The 17,390-nt window shown below is 73.4% G+C and carries 10 protein-coding genes; 3 read left to right on the forward strand and 7 right to left on the reverse strand.

Annotation, left to right across the window (positions count from 1 at the left end):
• Positions 1–143: 143 nt before the first annotated feature.
• From ACIRPH_RS17000 to ACIRPH_RS17015, 4 genes are all read right to left on the reverse strand, one after another.
• The gene (locus ACIRPH_RS17000) at positions 144–1,178 is read right to left on the reverse strand and encodes a hypothetical protein (protein ID WP_402915204.1); all 1,035 of its coding nucleotides are present in this window, start codon (positions 1,176–1,178) and stop codon (positions 144–146) included.
• A gap of 273 nt (positions 1,179–1,451) precedes the next feature.
• Positions 1,452–6,476: a DNA repair ATPase gene (locus tag ACIRPH_RS17005; protein WP_402915207.1), complete on the reverse strand. Its 5,025-nt coding sequence runs from the start codon at positions 6,474–6,476 to the stop codon at positions 1,452–1,454.
• A gap of 11 nt (positions 6,477–6,487) precedes the next feature.
• Positions 6,488–8,533 (reverse strand): SPFH domain-containing protein, encoded by a 2,046-nt coding sequence (locus tag ACIRPH_RS17010; RefSeq protein ID WP_402915210.1) that lies wholly within the window; start codon positions 8,531–8,533, stop codon positions 6,488–6,490.
• A 194-nt stretch (positions 8,534–8,727) separates the two neighbouring features.
• Positions 8,728–9,414: a DUF1449 domain-containing protein gene (locus tag ACIRPH_RS17015; protein ID WP_402915213.1), complete on the reverse strand. Its 687-nt coding sequence runs from the start codon at positions 9,412–9,414 to the stop codon at positions 8,728–8,730.
• Positions 9,415–9,809: 395 nt separating this feature from the next.
• On the opposite strand from ACIRPH_RS17015, the gene ACIRPH_RS17020 reads away from it, so the two are divergent.
• From ACIRPH_RS17020 to ACIRPH_RS17030, 3 genes are all read left to right on the forward strand, one after another.
• Positions 9,810–10,235: a YciI family protein gene (locus ACIRPH_RS17020; protein WP_402915216.1), complete on the forward strand. Its 426-nt coding sequence runs from the start codon at positions 9,810–9,812 to the stop codon at positions 10,233–10,235.
• A 55-nt stretch (positions 10,236–10,290) separates the two neighbouring features.
• Positions 10,291–11,553, forward strand: coding sequence for an RNA polymerase sigma factor (locus ACIRPH_RS17025; protein WP_402915219.1), 1,263 nt, complete (start codon positions 10,291–10,293; stop codon positions 11,551–11,553).
• A 158-nt stretch (positions 11,554–11,711) separates the two neighbouring features.
• Positions 11,712–12,698 carry an NAD-dependent epimerase/dehydratase family protein gene (locus ACIRPH_RS17030; RefSeq protein WP_402915222.1) on the forward strand — a complete coding sequence of 329 codons (987 nt, stop codon included), beginning with the start codon at positions 11,712–11,714 and terminating at the stop codon, positions 12,696–12,698.
• Positions 12,699–12,875: 177 nt separating this feature from the next.
• Here ACIRPH_RS17030 and clpB read toward each other — a convergent pair whose 3' ends face one another.
• From clpB to dnaJ, 3 genes are all read right to left on the reverse strand, one after another.
• Positions 12,876–15,488 carry an ATP-dependent chaperone ClpB gene (gene clpB, locus ACIRPH_RS17035; protein ID WP_402915225.1) on the reverse strand — a complete coding sequence of 871 codons (2,613 nt, stop codon included), beginning with the start codon at positions 15,486–15,488 and terminating at the stop codon, positions 12,876–12,878.
• Positions 15,489–15,573: 85 nt separating this feature from the next.
• Positions 15,574–16,170, reverse strand: coding sequence for a heat shock protein transcriptional repressor HspR (locus ACIRPH_RS17040; protein ID WP_402915228.1), 597 nt, complete (start codon positions 16,168–16,170; stop codon positions 15,574–15,576).
• Positions 16,167–17,330 (reverse strand): molecular chaperone DnaJ, encoded by a 1,164-nt coding sequence (gene dnaJ / locus ACIRPH_RS17045; RefSeq protein WP_402915231.1) that lies wholly within the window; start codon positions 17,328–17,330, stop codon positions 16,167–16,169. Before dnaJ ends, ACIRPH_RS17040 begins: the two co-directional genes overlap by 4 nt.
• Positions 17,331–17,390: the final 60 nt, after the last annotated feature.

Genomic DNA, 17,390 nt, shown 5'->3' on the forward strand with positions numbered 1-17,390 from the left:
GCCCCCCCGGGCCCCGGTGTGGCCCCCCCCCCCGCCCGGGCCCGGGGGCCGCGCCGCCCCCCCGGCCCCCGCCGGCCCGGGGGGGGGGGGCCCGGGGGGCCCCGCCCCCCCCCGGTCCGGGGGCCGGTCAGCAGTCTCCGCGGTCAGCAGTCCCCGCGGTCGGCGGTGGTGTCGCAGACGCCCGCACCGTCCGCCCAGGTGAGGCCGCCCCTGGCGTTCGCGCCGAACGGCCGGGTGACGGTCACGTGCGTGCCCGCCCCGGAGTCCTCCGCCAGCCAGCTGCGGACCTCCCGGGTGACGCCCCCGGCCTCGCTCCGGAACACGTAGAACGGGTGGGGCACGGGGGATCGCCCGCTGCCGGGCCGGGTCCACCAGTTCCCGCCCTCCGCGGCGGCGGTGTCCACGAACAGGCAGTCGTGGCCGACGCCCTCGAAGACGCAGGTGCGGGGTTCGGCGCCGCCGAGCCGTCCCACGCCCGCGTCCGGCGTCACACCGCTGTTGTACGCGCGCCAGTACACGTTGTCGCACGAGCCGTCCGCGCAGGCGTTCCAGTCACGCCACGCGGTGGCGCGGGCGGCGGGCGCGGTCGAGCCCCCGTTGATCGCGGCGCAGTACCGGTCGACGATGTACGGGGCGACGAACCCGGCGATCCACGCGGTGTCGATCGCCTCGCCCGCGGTGTTGTGCGCGCCGAGCCCGGCCGAGTCCATCTGCCACAGGCCGACGCCGGGGTTGAAGAACAGCCCGTCGCGGCGGGCCGGGTCGTACAGGGTGTCCTGGTTGTCGTACCGGGACAGCGTCATGGGGGAGGGGGCGCCGGGCGAACCCGCGCCGACCTCCGGCCAGACCGGGGCCAGCGTCATGGCGGTGGCCTCCTGCGGGGAGATCGCGCACGAGGCGTCCGCCGAGGCCGCGCCCGCGGCCGTCCTGACGTCCTGGAGGGGTGCGGCGCCGAAGACCAGCGGGCCGGGGTTCACCGGCGAGTTGGCCAGCTTGAGGTCGATGACCTCCTGCTCCTCGGCGGTGACGGGGCGGTCGGCGCCGGGGTCCGCCCCGGAGGCGAGTGCGGGCCGGGGAAGGGCGGCCACCAGGGCGGCCGAGGCCAGCACGGCGATCAGCCGTCCGGCGGGGCGCGCGCGGAACCGGGGCCGGGCGCGGCCGGCGGGGGTCGTTCTCATGTCTGTGCACCTCTCGCGAGCGGGGGGAGGGGGCGGGCCGCGTCCCCGGGGCCGCGCTTGCGCGACCGTGCGTTCGGGGCGGCGGTATCCTTCGCGGATCAGGGCGGAAGTGGAAGGAAAACTACATTCCCCGTGGCCGCCCCACAACCCCCGCAAGGCCGACGGCCCGCCGTGGTTCCTCGGCGCCGCGCGGGCGGGCCGCGTCTCCCGGGTCGTCCCCGGGGCCGCGGCCCGCGCACGCCGGGGCGCCGCCCGCCCGGCCCGGCCGCCGCTCTACCCCTCGCGGCCGCGGTCGATGGCGGCGCCGATCTCGCCGACCCGGTCGGCGAGCAGCCCCATCGCGCCGATCGCCCTGGTCAGCGGATCGTCGTCCGCTCCGCCCAGCGCGCGTCCCCGGCGGTACCCCTCCTTGACCTCGGCCCAGCGGGCCCTCTGCCCGGGGGTCATCACCCCGCGCAGCTCCGCCAGTTTCAGCAGGTTGGCCTCGGCGTCCGACGTGAGCGTCTGCGCCTCGCCCAGGTAGTGGTCGTCGATGACGGCCTCCACCTCGGCGTCGTTCATGACCGGCACGATCTTCTCCGCGAGCCGGTTCATGTTCCGGTAGGACCCCTGCAACCGGAACGGCGGCTCGGTGCGCGCGTCCTCCGACTGCGCCGCCGACGCGATGTAGGCCCGGTTGTTGGCCATCACCACCTCCTGCACCCGCAGCAGTTTGCGCAGGACCGACACGATCCGGTCCACCTCGACCGCCGAGTACGGGTGCGCGAGCTGGTCCGTGCCCGCCGAGTCGTCGCCCTGCGCCATCCGCACGAACCGGTACACGTCCTCCCGCTCGCGGGTGGACAGCGGCGCCAGGGTGGGGTTGGAGGTGAGCGCGTTCTCGATGTAGCTCAGCGAGAACAGCTCCTCCTTGCCCGACAGCACGTCGCCCAGGTTGTACACGTCGGCGCGGTTGGCCAGCATGTCCGGGATCCGGAACCGCTTGCCCTGCTCGGTGTAGGGATTGCCGGACATGCAGACCGCGAACCGCTTCCCCCGCAGGTCGTAGGTCCGGGTCCGGCCGTTCCACACGCCCTCCATGCGCCTCTGGCCGTCGCACAGGGAGATGAACTTCTGGAGCAGCTCCGGGTTCGTGTGCTGGATGTCGTCCAGGTACAGCATGGTGTTGCCGCCCATCTCCAGGGCGAACGAGATCTTCTCGACCTCCTGCCGCGACGTGGCGTCGGGCGCCTCCGCCGGGTCGAGCGACGTCACCGCGTGCCCCAGGGCGGGCCCGTTCACCTTCACGAACACCAGTCCCAGGCGGCTCGCCACGTACTCCATGAGCGTGGTCTTGCCGTATCCGGGGGGCGAGATGAGGAGCAGAAGGCCGCTCTGGTCCGTGCGCTTGTCGTCGCCGGCCGCGCCCAGCTGCTTGGCCAGGTTGTCGCCGATGAGCGGCAGGTACGACTCGTCCAGCAGGCGGTTGCGGACGAACCCGCTCATCACCTTCGGCCGGTACTCCTCCAGGCGCAGGCGCTCACGCTCCGCGGCCACCAGCTCGTTGCGGCGCCGCTGGAAGTCCCGGTACGCGGGCACCTCCTCCAGCCGGAACCGGCGGGTGCGCGGCAGGATCTCGTCCAACCGCACCTCCAGGGACCGCTCGCGCACGCGCGGGTGGGTCCCCAGGATCCCGCCGACCGTCTCGGCCACGGCGGCCGACGACTCGTACCGGTCCGTGCCGGACCCGGTCAGCTCGATCGCCGCCGCCTCGGGGAGGTCGCCCGGGTCCACCCCGTCCAGGGTGCCCGCGAACGCCTCCAGCCACGCCGACACCAGCTGGTGCCGGGCGGCCAGGTCGCCCTCGAGCTTGCGCAGGTCCTCCGCGAACGCCGCCCGCGTGGTCTCCCGGGCGTTGCCCAGGGCCCGGTGGAACCGGTCGAGCAGCGTCCGCGCGCCCGCACCCGACACGAACCCGCGCTCGGCGGGGGAGTCCGCCGCGAGCTCCTCGAACAGGTACTCGCCCACCAGTTCCAGGTCGGCGTCCTGGTGCAGTCCGCTGTCGGTCAGGAAGGCGTCCACGGCCCCCGCCAGCTCCGTGCGCAGCCCGTCGATCGCCGCCGACCGCCGCGCTCCGAACACCGAGCGGGCGCGGGCCAGCGACGCGGCCCGCACCGCCCACGCCGACCGCCGGTCCTTGCCCGCCCCGAACGCCCAGAACAACTGCGCCGCGGCCCGTGTCGCGCCCGGGTACCGGAGCAGTCCGGCGCCCGCGCGGAGCCGCAGCAGGGCGGACAGCACCTTCGCGGCGTCGTGGTCGTGCACGCCCCGCTCGTAGCCCTCGTCGTACCGGGCCTCGGCGGCCTCGCGCACCAGCCCCGCCAGGCCGGCCCCGTCCGCGTCCAGCTCGGCCTCGCGCAGCCGCTCCGGCGACAGCCCGTCCGCGCCCTCCTCGGCGGCGGCCAGGATCGACGTCGCCAGGTACTCGGCCCGGTACACCTCCGGGCTCTCGGAGACCAGCAGCCGGTCCCACAGGCGCCGGGTCCGTCCGAAGGCCTCGTCGGTGACGGGCTCCCGGAAGTCCGTGCCCGTGATCGCCACCGACATCCCGCCGCCGTGCGGGGTGAGCGTCAGGTCGATCGGCTGGGTGTTCACCGCGAAGCGGTGCCTGCCCAGCCGGATCGTCTCCCCGCCCGCGCCGCCCTCGAACAGGTCGGTGCGGTCCTGGAGGGCCCTGCCGGCCTCCTGCCGCGCGGCCGCGATCCGGCCGTCCAGCTCCTCCGCGCGCACGGTGTCCCCGAGCGCGCGCATCTCCTCGGAGGTGCGGCGCAGCCGCGCCACCATCGCGTCCGACGCGAAGTAGGTGTTGACGTCCTCCAGGGTCGCCAGCGACGCGACCCTGCGGTTCACCCCCTCCAGTACGCGTGCGGCCGACGACGCCAGGCGGTCGGCGCGCCGCGCCCGCTCGTCCACCAGGACCTGCTTGCGCGTGGAGAACGCCTCGTACACGTCCTCGCGCTTGTCCGACAGCTCCCCGAGGAAGTCGTCGAACTCCGCGAACCGCGACTCCAGGTTCTCCAGCTGGAGCATGATGCGCCCCAGCTGCTCGTCGCACCGCTCGGGGGAGTCCGCGGCCGCCAGCGCTCCCGTGACGGCCTGTCCCAGCAGGGCGAACTCGGCCGCGAACTCCGCCCGCCCCTCCAGGGCCAGCAGTTCGGTACGCCGGGTCTCCAGCGTGGCGCGCGCCCGGTTGATCCCGGCCAGCACCTCGCTCACCCGCTCCAGGATGCGGGTGCGCACCTTGGCGTCGCCGATGTCCAGCGAGCCGACGACCTCGGTGACGACCTGGAGGCCCTCGGTCTGCTCGGCGATGCGCTCGCCGACGGCCGTCGCCGCGCTGACCGCGTCGATGGTCTCGGCGTCCGCGACCAGCCGGTCCACCTCGGAGTGGTAGCCGGCGAACGCGTCGTCCTGCTCCAGGAACGCGACCGTCCTGCGGCCGACCGCCGTGATCTCCTCGCCGAGCCTGCCGTCCAGGGCGTCGAGGCGGGCGGCGTCCACGTACCGCGTCTCGCGCAGCGTGGCCGCCCGCCCCTGGGCGCGGCGCAGCCCGGTCAGCAGTGCCACCCACCCCTCCGCCGACCTCGGGGCCTCGCCCCGGGCCGTGCGGATGAGCACGGCCGCCCGGTCCTCGGCCTCCGCCAGCGCCTCGGCCGCCTGGCGGGTGAGCGCCTGGACGGTCTCGAACTCCTCCAGCACCCGCCGGGCGGTGTCCTGCACCTCCGCCAGCGGCGACGCCAGGTCGCCCAGTTCCTCCTCGCCCAGCCAGTGGAACCGGTCGAGCGCCCGGCGGCACGCGGCGATGAGCGCCTCGAAGACCTCCGTGGAGGGGCGCATGTCGGTGGTCATCCGCGCCACCGACAGCGCCTCGGACACACCCCTCACCAGTTCGGCGTTGCCGATCCGCTCCAGGGGGCCGGTCCCCGCCGGCTGCGCCGCCGCGTACACGTCGGACACGTACGGGGTCTGCCACACCTGCATCGGGTGCACCCGGGTCGGTTCGCCCGAGTCGCTCCTGAACACCGTCATGGTGCCGTCGTCGAACAGCGAGTACCCGTGGCAGACGACCGGGTTGGCGACCTCCTTGCGGATGGTGTTGTACGGCAGCAGGAGGCTGCGCCCGTCCGCGCGGGAGTGGAAGACGTACAGCACGTCCTCGCCGTTGGGCGAGCGCACCACGCGCTCGAACTCCAGGTCGGTGACGTCGGTGTCGAACGTCCGCGCCGCGCCGGTGGCGAGGTAGTAGCCGCCGGGGAAGATCAGCCCCTGGTCGTCGGGCAGCCGCTGGCACGCCTGGCCGATGCCGTCGAGGCGCTCCACCTCCTTGGTGCGGGTGTTGAAGACCAGGTGGCGCCACGCGGTCTCGTTGTACGGGAGGACGCGCAACAGGATCAGCGCGCCCACCCTCGCGTACGACACGGAGGCGTCGGCCAGGCTCTGGAGCGGTTCGTCCACCGGCTCGCTGTAGACGCCCTCGCCGACCTCGGTGTTGTTCTCCACCTTGATGGTGAGGTCGCCGCCCACGGTCTCCACGAACAGCTCGTCGAGGACGGAGATGTGCGGGTGGCGGCCCTGCACGTGGTCCTCGCGCGTGGTCTCCACCCACGTGAAGTCGTGCGAGGGCGGGAACACGTGGTCGCGTTCGCCGCGGTCGTCGAGGTAGGCGGTCTCGCCGGTCGGCTCCACCGACCACCGCAGCACGCGCACGTCCTCGGTGCGCGGACCGGTCTGGAACACGGCCAGCAGCCGGTCCTCCACCCGGCGCAGCTGGAGCAGGCGGGCGTCGCGGTAGTAGCGGTAGAGCTTCGCGAAGTCCTGCCGGAACGCCTCGTCGGAGAGCAGCCCGGGAACGGCGTCCCCGGCGGCGTCGGCGAACGTGAACCCGTCGCCGCCGTGCTCGTACCGGTGCAGCGAGAACACGTCGGGGACGTGCGTCTCCCGCTGCATGCCGATGAAGACGTTGTAGCCGAACAGGATCACGTCGTCGGCGCCCGAGCCGGCGGAGCCGCCCACGCTGACGATGTCCCGGGGCACGCAGTTGTGCTCGGTGCGGATGCGCTCGGTGCCGAGCAGCGTCATCTCGGTGCCGCCGAACACCTCCAACCGGCGGGCGTTCAGCTCCTCGGTCCGCCGGGCCAGCTCGCCGGACTGCTCGCGCAGCCGGGCGCGGAGCACCTCGTAGGCGCCCGCGTCCAGCGACTGCGCTTCGGCGGCGTCGGGCCCGGCGCCTTCGTTCTCCTGGGACCGGGTCTCGGACACGGAGGGCTGCCTCACCGCTCGGCGCCGGCGAGGGCGGCCGCGGGCAGGTGGTCCACGCCGAGGGAGCGGGCGGTGCCGAGCAGGCCGTTGAGCTTGTCGGTCTGCGGCCCGCCGGCGCTGATCAGCTTGAGCAGCAGGGCGGACACGGTGAGGTTCTTGACGTCCTCGGTGTCGACCGAGGACAGCACCTTGCGGATCGCCCCGCCGAAGTCGCCCTCGCCGTTGAGCCAGCCCGAGCCCAGGGCCTGCACCGTCTCGGAGCTGTTGACGAACCCGTCGACCGACCTGCCCAGGCCGATGGCCCCGACCATGCGGTCGAAGAACGCCCCGTCGCCGCCGACGATGTTGATGTCGGCGTTCTCCAGACCGGTGGCCAGGACGGTGGCCTGTGCCTCGGCGACCTCGCGCTGGACGTTGATCCCCGCCAGGCGCACCTCCTTCTCGGCCTCCAGGCGCAGGCGGTACTCCTCGTGCTCGCGGCTGACCTGGTCCAGGGCCGCCATGGCCTCGGCCTTGTCGGTGAGGCCGGCGGCCTCGGCGCGCAGCTTCTGCTCGACGGCCTCGGCCTCGACACGGGCCTTCTCGCGGGCCACGACGGCCTCGGCGCGGCCGACCTTCTCGATGGCCTCGGCGTCCTGGTGGCGGACCTGCACCTCGGCCAGGCCCGCGGCGGCGGCCTCGGCCTGCGTGCCCTCGGCCAGGCGGATCTTGGCACGGGTGTCCAGCTCGGCGGCCTGCTGACGGGCCTCGGCGAGGGTGAGCTCCTCGGCGGCGCGGTGCTTGGCGGAGGCCTCCGCGGCCTCGGCCGCCTTGATGTCCTTGACCAGGTTCTCCTGGGCCTCGGCCTCGGCGTGGATGATGACGGCCTGGCGCTGGCGCTCCGCCTCCTCGACGGCCCGCAGGCGCTTGATGGCCTCCTCCTGCTCGGCCACGGTGCGGTCCACGGCGACCCGCTCGCGGACGACCTCGGCGACCTCGCGGCGCTCGGCCTCGACCTCCTTGTCCTTGGCGATGCGGCTCAGCTCGGTCTCGCGCTCGCGCCCGATGACCTCCAGCATGCGGTCCTTCTCGATGCGCTCGCTCTCGATGGCGATGACGCGCTCGCGGTTCTTCTCGGCGACCGCGATCTCGCGCTGCTGGTTCTGGGTCTGGACGCCCAGCGCCTCGTAGGTGCGGATGTTCGCCGTCTCGGCCTTCAGACGCTCCTCGGCCTGCACACGGGCGGTCTCCGCCTCCTCCCGGGCGCGGATGATCTCGATCTCGCGCTTGGCCTTCGCGGCCGCCTCCTCACGGCGCTTCTCCAGCTCGGCGAGGGTCTCGGCGGTCTCGGTGTTCTGCCGGTCGAGTTCCTTCTTGCGGTCGTTCTCGAACTCGTTGGTGCGCTTGTGCTCCTTGGCGGTGCGCTCCGTGATCTTCGAGATGCCCTGCGCGTCGAGGATGTTGTTGCTGTCGTGCTGGTGCAGCGGCGTCTGCTCCAGCTCGTCGATGGCGACGTCCTCCAGGCTGTAGCCGTTGAGGTCGGTGCCGATCAGGGAGACGATCGCGTGGCGGAACTGCTCGCGGTGGGTGAACAGCTCCTCGAAGTCGAACTGCTTGCCGACGGTCTTGAGGGCCTCGGAGAACTTGGAGTTGAACAGCTCCTGGAGCGTGTCCTGGTCGCTGGCGCGCGCGGTGCCGATCGACTTGGCGACCTTCTTGACGTCCTCGGCGGTCTCGTTGACCCGGACGTAGAAGTACACCTTGATGTCCGCGCGGATGTTGTCCTTGCAGGTGAGGCCCTCCCGCCCGCGCCGGTCCAGGGTCAGCGTCTTGAGGGAGATGTCCATGATCTCGGCCTTGTGCAGGACCGGGAGGACGATCGCCCCGGTGAAGGTGACGTGGACGTCCCTCACCTTGGAGATGATCAGGGCCTTGCCCTGCTCGACCTTGCGGAAGAGGCGCGTGACCATCAGCAGCAGGGCGAGGAGGACGACCAGGCCGACGGCCACGGCGACACCGACGGTGAGGAAGGCCGCGTCCGCCGCCTCCTGGCCGTTCGTGGTAGCACTCAGCAACACGTGGGGGCTCTTTCCGCGAGTGGCGTACGGGGGAAGCGAGCGTTTCGGGGGGACGGGACGGCTGCGGGTGGCCGTCCCGGGGAGGGACGCTCGTACACATGGGACGCGGGCCCATCCGAAACGGTTCCCTCCCGACCGATTCGTCCCGTTCGGGAGGGGCCGCTCAGGAACGGCGGCGCCTCGGGGCCGAGGGGTCAGGGCCGGCCGGGGTCCAGCGCGGCGTCGAAGCGGGTGACGAGGAAGACGTCGCCCTCGGGGCTGTGGTCGAAGATCAGGGCGGTGCTGCCCAGCGGCAGGACCTCGCCGCCGGTGGTGCGCACCGGGATGGAGATGGACGCCCCGCCCGCGGTGGTGATCTCGGCCCGGCCGAAGGACTCGTCCGCGTCGCCGATGCGGATCACACAGGTGCGTCCGACCAGCTCGTGCTTGGAATCGCCGGTGCGCCGGGGAAGGAACCGCTGGAGCGACATGACCAGTCCGCTGGTGACCGCCCACGCGGCGACGAGCGCGATCAGCAGGACCACGGCGCCGAGCGCCAGCAGGAGGGGGGTGGACGTGGTGTCCAGGAGGGTGGTCATGATGCCTCCGATCATGCTCACGAACCAGGCGACGCAGACGAGCACGGTGAGCGCGACCGTGACCGGGACGCCCGCCCGCCGTCCGCCGTCCTCGACGGACGCCTTCGGCGCGGTTCCCCCCAGCCCGACCCTGCCCATGAACGCGCTGAGGCCCACGGCGTCGCCGTCGGCGTCCACGCCGTCGAGGAGGTCCAGGTCGGCGGCGCCGACCGCGACGAACAGCCAGTAGCCCGCGACGACGACCAGCGCGGGGGTGAGCAGCACCGTCGGGAACCCGAGGGCGGTGTCCAAGAACAAGCCCACCCGAACCGCCCCCTCGCTCCGTGACCGCCGCCCGGCGCGACCGTGCCGGAACTCTACCGAACGGCCCAGGTCGGCCCCGGGGCGGCCACCGGTATGACCGGTTGTGGCCACGGGCGGGGGCGGGCGTCCCCGTCCGCGCGTCGGGCGGCGGCCCGTCCGGCGGCGGGCCGCCCCGTGTGCGGCGAGCGGTCGCGCGACCACCCTTCGACCCCGCCGTTCCGGGTAGTAAGGCCTGGTGAGGCGGATCGACGGGGCCGGGGCGGCGGCACGGGCCGGACCCCCGGAAAAAAAGTCGGAGAAAAGTTCGGCCGCGGTGTCGATCCTCCGTTGTTCCGTTCGACGTGTAGACGAGAGCGGGGGAGAGAGGCTCCACCGCCGCACGGGAGGCGAACACCATGCGCTACATGATGTCGATCATGTCCGACCCGCAGGCCGAGGCCGACACGGAGATGACGCCGGAGATCTTCCAGGCGATGGCCGACTACAACGAGGAGCTGGTCAAGGCCGGGGTCCTGCTCGCCGGCGAGGGTCTGGCGCCCTCCGGGGAGGCGACCCGGGTCACCTTCTCCGACGGCCGGACGAGCGTCACGGACGGCCCCTTCGCGGAGGCCAAGGAGTTCATCGCCGGCTACTGGATCCTCCAGGTGTCCTCGCACGAGGAGGCCGTGGAGTGGGCCAGGCGCTGCCCGCACGGCGGCGCCGGCGAGACGAGCCTGGTGCTGCGGCGCATCATGGGGGCCGACGACTTCGGCGACGAGATGCCCGAGGAGCTCAAGGAGCGCGAGCGCCAGATGCGCGCCCACAACGAGCACGAGGCCTGAGAGGCCGGTTCGTCCGGGCTTGCGGTGGTGTGGCTCGTGGTGCTGTCATTGGTCCGTGAGCCACACCGACGCAACCCGCGCGGTCGAGGCGGTCTGGCGCATCGAGTCGGCCCGTCTCGTCGCCGCGCTCACCCGCATGGTCGGCGACGTCGGCCTCGCCGAGGAGTTCGCCCAGGACGCCCTGGTCAGCGCCTTGGAGAAGTGGCCCGACGAGGGGGTGCCGGACAACCCCGGCGCGTGGTTGACCACCGTGGCCAAGCGTCGGATGCTCGACCGCTGGCGGCGGGACGAGCGCTTCCAGAAGCGGATGGACGACCTGGGCCGCGACATCGCCGGACACGACGGGCAGGCCGAGTTCGACGCCGTCCTGGAGGAGGACTACGGCGACGACCTCCTCCGGCTGATGTTCGTGTGCTGCCACCCCGTGCTGTCCACCGAGGCGAGGGTCGCGCTCACCCTCCGCCTGCTCGGCGGGCTCACCACGGAGGAGGTCGCCCGCGCCTTCCTGGTGCCGGAGTCCACCGTCGCCCAGCGCGTCGTGCGCGCCAAGCGCACGCTCGCCGCCAGGCAGGTGCCCTTCGAGGTGCCGGTCGGGAAGGACCGCGACGCCCGGCTCGCCTCCGTCCTGGAGGTCGTCTACCTGGTGTTCAACGAGGGCTACGCCGCGACCTCCGGCGGCGACTGGATACGGCCCGAGCTGTGCGACGAGGCCATGCGCCTGGGAAGGGTGCTCACCGCGCTGCTGCCGGGGGAGCGCGAGGTGCACGGCCTGGTCGCGCTGATGGAACTGCACGCCTCGCGGTTCCGGGCCCGTGTCGGACCCGGCGGCGAGCCCGTCCCGCTCGCCGAGCAGGACCGCACCCGCTGGGACCGCCGTCTCGTCATGCGGGGGTTCCGGGCGCTGAGGCACGCGCTCTCCTCCGATCCGGCCGAACCGCGCGGCCCCTACGCGCTCCAGGCGGCCATCGCGGCCAAGCACGCCCAGGCCGCGGCCGTGGAGGACACCGACTGGGCGGGGATCGCGGGGCTGTACGCGGAGCTGGCCGTGGTCACCCGGTCCCCGGTCGTCGAACTGAACCGCGCCGTCGCGGTGTCCATGGCGGACGGGCCGGAGCCGGCGCTGGACATCGTGGACTCCCTGAGCGAGGCCGGGGTCCTGGCCGGGTACCACCTCCTGGCCGCCGTGCGGGGCGACCTGCTGCTGCGCCTCAGCCGCCCGGACGAGGCGCGGGAGGAGTTCGAGCGCGCGGCGGACCTCACCCTCAACGAGCGCGAACGCGACCACCTCCGCGAGCGCGCCGTCTCCTGCACGGGCTGACCGCGGCGGCCGGGCCCCTCACGGCCGAAGGCCCGGCCGGGTCCGGGGTCCGGCCCGGACCGTGCGGCCGGGGCCCGCCGGCGCGTCCGGTCACGGGCGGTTCTGCCGAGAGCAGCCACCCCTGGCGCGCCGGGGCGCGGGACGCCAGACTCCTCCCCATGAGACTCCTTGTGCTGGGCGGGACCGAGTTCGTGGGACGAGCCGTCGTGGAGGACGCGCTGGGACGCGGGTGGGACACCACCGTGTTCCACCGGGGGACCCGGCCTGCGCCGGAGGGCGCCACCGTTCTGCACGGCGACCGGCTGGCGGAGGGCGGGCTCGCGGCACTGGGGGCGGGGGAGTGGGACGCCGTCGTCGACACCTGGTCGGCGGCGCCGAGCGCGGTGGCCGCCGCGGCGAACCTCCTCGCGGACCGCGCCGGGCACTACGCCTACGTCTCCAGCTGCTCCGTCTACACCTACCCCTCACCGGCGGGCTCCGACGAGGACTGGCCGGTGGTGGAGGGGGCGCCGGACGCGGGCGCCACCGACTACGCGAACGACAAGCGGGGCGGAGAGCTGGCCGCGGAGCGGGCCTTCGGGGCACGGGCCCTGTCCGTGCGGGCGGGCCTCGTCCTCGGCCCGCACGAGAACGTCGGCCGCCTGCCCTGGTGGCTGCACCGCGTCGCCCGCGGCGGCCCGGTCCTGGCCCCCGGCCCGCGCGACCTGCCCCTGCAGTACGTGGACGCGCGCGACCTCGCCGCGTGGACCCTCGACGCGGTCGGGAAGGGCCTGGGCGGCCCGTACAACCTGGTGAGCCCGCCGGGACACACCACCATGGAGGGGCTGCTGACCGCCTGCGCCGCCGCCACGGGCTCCGGCGCGGAGTTCCGCTGGACCGACCCGGAGGTGATCGCGGCGGCGGGCATCCGGCCGTGGACGGACCTGCCGGTCTGGCTGCCGCCGGGCGAGATGCACGAGGCGCTGCACGGCGCCGGCGTCGGCAGGGCGGTCGCGGCCGGTCTGCGCTGCCGCCCGGTGTCCGAGACCGTCACCGACACCTGGGAGTGGCTGCTGTCGGTCGGGGGAGAGGCTCCGCAGCGCACGGACCGCCCGGGGCCGGGGCTGGACCCGGAGGTCGAGGCACGCGTGCTCGCCGCCGGGTGACCCGTCGGCCGGGCGGCGCTCTTCCGCCGGGGGCGCCGGGACGGAGCGCGCGCCGCCCGCCCCGCCCGGGGCGTCCGGCACACGGCGGGGGCCGCCCCCGACCGGGGGCGGCCCCCCCCGCCTCTCCTCCGTGCCCGTCCCGGCCGTGCCCCGCGGCCCCCGCACGCGGGGCCCCGGTCAGGCCGCGGGAGCGTCGCCCCCGCGCACGGTCACCCGCAGCTTGTCCGACACGTCGTCCACGTCCACGACTGCCGTGTCGCCCTCGGACAGCGCGCCCGACAGCAGCTCACGCGCCAGGGGGTCGCCGATGGTGGACTGCACCAGGCGGCGCAGCGGACGCGCCCCGTAGTTCGGGTCGTAGCCCGTCAGCGCCAGCCACTCCCGCGCGCCCGGTGTGACGTCCAGCCCGAACCGCCGGTCGGCCAGGCGCCCGGCCAGTTTGTCCACCTGCAGGTCCACGATCCGTGTCAGGTCGGCCGTGGACAGGGCGTCGAACATGATCACGTCGTCCAGCCGGTTCAGGAACTCCGGCTTGAAGGTCGCCCGCACCACGTCCATGACGCGGTCCCGGCGCACCGACTCCTCCAGCGACTGGTCCACCAGGAACGGCGACCCCAGGTTGGAGGTGAGGATGAGGATCGTGTTGCGGAAGTCGACCTGGCGGCCCTGCCCGTCGGTCAGACGGCCGTCGTCCAGCACCTGGAGCAGGGTGTCGAACACCTCCGGGTGCCCCTTCTCCACCTCGTCCAGCAGCACCACCGTGTACGGGCGGCGGCGCACCGCCTCGGTCAGCTGGCCGCCCTCCTCGTACCCCACGTATCCGGGGGGCGCGCCCACCAGGCGCGACACGGAGTGCTTCTCGGAGTACTCGCTCATGTCGATGCGCACGATCGCGCGCTCGTCGTCGAACAGGAACTCCGCTAGCGCCTTGGCCAGCTCGGTCTTGCCCACGCCCGTGGGCCCGAGGAACAGGAACGAGCCCGTCGGCCGGTCCGGGTCGGAGATCCCCGCCCGCGCCCGGCGCACCGCGTCCGACACCGCCACGACGGCGTCCCGCTGGCCGATGATCCGCGAACCCAGCTCGTCCTCCATGCGCAGCAGCTTGGAGGTCTCGCCCTCCATCAGCCGCCCGACGGGGATGCCGGTCCACGCGGACACCACGTCGGCGACCTCGTCGGCGCCGACCTCGTCCTTGACCATGGTGTCGCCGCTCTGGGGCGCCGCGCTCTCCTCGGCCTTGGACGCCTCCTCGACCTGCTTCTCCAGCTGCGGGATGTCCCCGTACATGAGCCGGGAGGCCTCCCCGAAGTCGCCCTCGCGCTGCGCCAGCTCGGCGCGCGTGCGCAGGTCGTCCAGCTGGCCCTTGAGCTCGCCGAGCCGGTTGAGCCCGGCCTTCTCCTGCTCCCACCGCGCCACGAGGCCGGTGAGCTGCTCCTGGGTGTCGGCGAGGTCGGAGCGGAGCCGTTCCAGCCGCTGCACGCTGGCCGGGTCGGACTCCTTCTCCAGCGCCATCTCCTCCATCTTCAGGCGGTCGACGGTGCGCTTGAGCTCGTCGATCTCCACCGGGCTGGAGTCGATCTCCATGCGCAGCCGGGAGGCGGCCTCGTCGATGAGGTCGATGGCCTTGTCCGGCAGGAACCGGGCGGTGATGTAGCGGTCGGACAGGGTCGCGGCGGCCACCAGGGCCGCGTCGGCGATCTGGACCTTGTGGTGGGCCTCGTAGCGGCCCTTGAGCCCGCGCAGGATCGCGATCGTGTCCGCCGCCGACGGCTCGCCCACCATCACCTGCTGGAACCGGCGTTCGAGGGCGGGGTCCTTCTCGATCTTCTCCCTGTACTCGTCCAGGGTGGTCGCGCCGACCATGCGCAGCTCCCCGCGCGCCAGCATGGGCTTGAGCATGTTGCCCGCGTCCATGGCGCCCTCGGCGGCGCCCGCGCCGACCATGGTGTGCAGTTCGTCGATGAAGGTGATGACCTGGCCCTCGGACGCCTTGATCTCGGAGAGCACCGACTTGAGCCGCTCCTCGAACTCGCCCCGGTACTTGGCGCCCGCCACCATCGCGGACAGGTCCAGGCTGACCAGGCGCTTGCCGACGAGCGACTGCGGCACGTCCCCGGCCACGATGCGCTGGGCGAGCCCCTCGACGACGGCGGTCTTGCCGACGCCGGGCTCACCGATGAGCACGGGGTTGTTCTTGGTGCGGCGGCTGAGCACCTGGACGACCCGGCGGATCTCCCCGTCGCGTCCGATGACCGGGTCGACCTTGCCCTCGCGGGCGCGCTGGGTGAGGTCGACGCCGAACTTCTCCAGCGCCTTGTAGGTGTCCTCGGGGTTCTCGGTGGTGATCTTCCCCGTCCCGCGCACCCGCTCGAACGCCTCCAGGAGCGCGTCGGGGGTGGCCCCGGCCTCGGTGAGCAGCCGTGCGGCCTCACCGCCGTCGGTGGCGAGCCCCACCAGCAGGTGCTCGGTGGAGACGTACTCGTCCTCCATCTGCTGGGCGCGCTGCGCCGCCGTGTTGATGGAGACGATCAGCTGGCGCGACGAACTGGGCGAGCTGACCGTGGACCCCGCGGCCCTGGGCAGGGCGCCGATGGCGGCCTCGACCTTGTCCTTGAGGGTGTCGGGGTTGGCGCCGACCTCCTTGAGCAGCGGACGGGTGACCCCCTCGGGCTGGTCGAGGAGGGCCGCCAGCAGGTGCGCGGGCTCGGTCTGGGGGCTGCCGTCCGTGGTGGCGCGGCGGATGGCCACCGACAGAGCCTCCTGGCTCTTCTGGGTGAGCTTGTAGTTCATGTTCGGTGACTCCTAGAAAAACTAATGTCACTCACTGTGATGTCCGGTGGTCGGCCTCGGCCCCTGGAACGGGGGCGGACGTCCGTCAGTCCCGCCCGTTCTCCGGGCGGCGCCTCTCGGCGCCGCCGGTCCCGCGCTGCGGACCCTCCTGCCCGGGACCGCCCTGCCCGGGGACCCCCGGCCCGGAGGCGCCCCGGCCCGGCGCGCCAGGCTGGCCGGGGGAGCCCGGGCCCGCCTCGCGGGGATCCTCGTCGCCGAAGGGCTCGGCGGTGTTGAAGATGGTCACACGTGTCCGGCGCACCAGCTCGCCGCGGACCGCGGGCCCCGGCTCGGGGCGGGCGGGCCTGCCGCGCCTGGACACCGCCCGCCGGGCCGCCTCCAGCTCGTTCGCCACATGGAAGATCTGCTCGCGCAGCTGCTCGACCTCGTGCTGCAGTTCGAGGATCCGCTTGATCCCGGCGAGGTTGATGCCCTCCTCCTGGGACAGCCGCTGCACCTCGCGCAGCGTCTGCACGTCGCGCATGGAGTAGCGGCGCCCCCGGCCGGACGCCCGGCCGGGGGAGACGATCCCCAGCCGGTCGTACTGCCTCAGGGTCTGCGGGTGCATCCCCGCGAGTTCGGCGGCCACCGAGATCACGTAGACCGGGGCGTCAGCGCCGAAGGAGTCGTTCACGTCGTTCACGCACCCTTCGCCCGCGCCTCGAGTCCGTCACGCGGGTCGTAGTCGGACGTCGCGGCGCGGAACTTCTCCAGGGCCTCGCGCGCGTCCTCGCCGAGGGTTCTGGGCACCGCCACCTCGATCGTGACGAGCATGTCGCCCGCGGTGCCGTCCTTGCGGGTCGCGCCCTTGCCGCGCACCCGCAGCTTGTGACCGTTCTGCGTGCCCGGCGGGACCTTCACGGTCACCGGGAAGCCGTTGAGCGTCGGGATGCGGACCTCCGCGCCGAGCACCGCCTCGGGGAAGCTCACCGGCACGGTGATCGTCACGTTGTCGCCGCTCCTGCCGAACACCGGGTGCTCCTTCACGTGGACGACGACGTAGAGGTCACCCGCCGGACCGCCGTTCTCACCCGGCGCGCCCTTGCCCTTGATCCTGATCCGCTGGCCCTCGGTCACCCCGCCCGGGATACGGGTCTGGATGGTGCGGGTGCTCTTGCCGCGCCCGCTGCCGTTGCAGGTGGTGCAGGGGTCGTCCACGACCAGGCCCCGGCCCTTGCACTCGCTGCACGGCTCGGACAGCGAGAAGCCGCCCAGGTTGGTGTTCTCGTGCCCGGTGCCGGAGCACTTCGGGCACATCCGCGGGGCCGTGCCGAGCTTGGCGCCCGTGCCCTTGCAGGTGGGACACGCCTCCTCGCTGGTCAGCTGGAAGGAGCGCGTGACCCCGTCGGCCGCCTCGCGGAAGGTCAGCGTGGTCTCGGTCTCGACGTCCGCGCCGCGCCGGCTGCGCGTCGCCCCGCCGCTCCGGCCGCGGTTGCCGAACAGGCCGCCGAAGATGTCGCTCAGGCGCTCACCGCCCGCGCCGCCGCCCCCGGAGGTGCCCTGCCCGAACAGGTCGCCCATGTCGAACCCGCCCGGCCCGGTGCCGCCGCCCGGACGGTACGCCCCCCCGAACAGCGATCTCGCCTCGTCGTACTCCTTGCGGCGCTTGTCGTCCGACAGGACGTTGTACGCCTCGGAGACCTCCTTGAAGCGGTCCTCCGCCTTGGGGTCGTCGGTGTTCGCGTCGGGGTGGCTCTCCCGGGCCAGCTTGCGGTAGGACTGCTTGATCTCGTCCTTCGAGGCGGTCTTTGAGACTCCGAGGACCTTGTAGTAGTCCTTCTCCAGGTAGTCCTTGGTGCTCATCGACTGGTGCCTTCTCCCCGCTGGTGCCGGTTGCGTCCGATGGTTCCACGTGACCCCGGC

This window comes from Nocardiopsis sp. NPDC101807, from assembly GCF_044766605.1.
Lineage (GTDB): Bacteria > Actinomycetota > Actinomycetes > Streptosporangiales > Streptosporangiaceae > Nocardiopsis > Nocardiopsis tropica.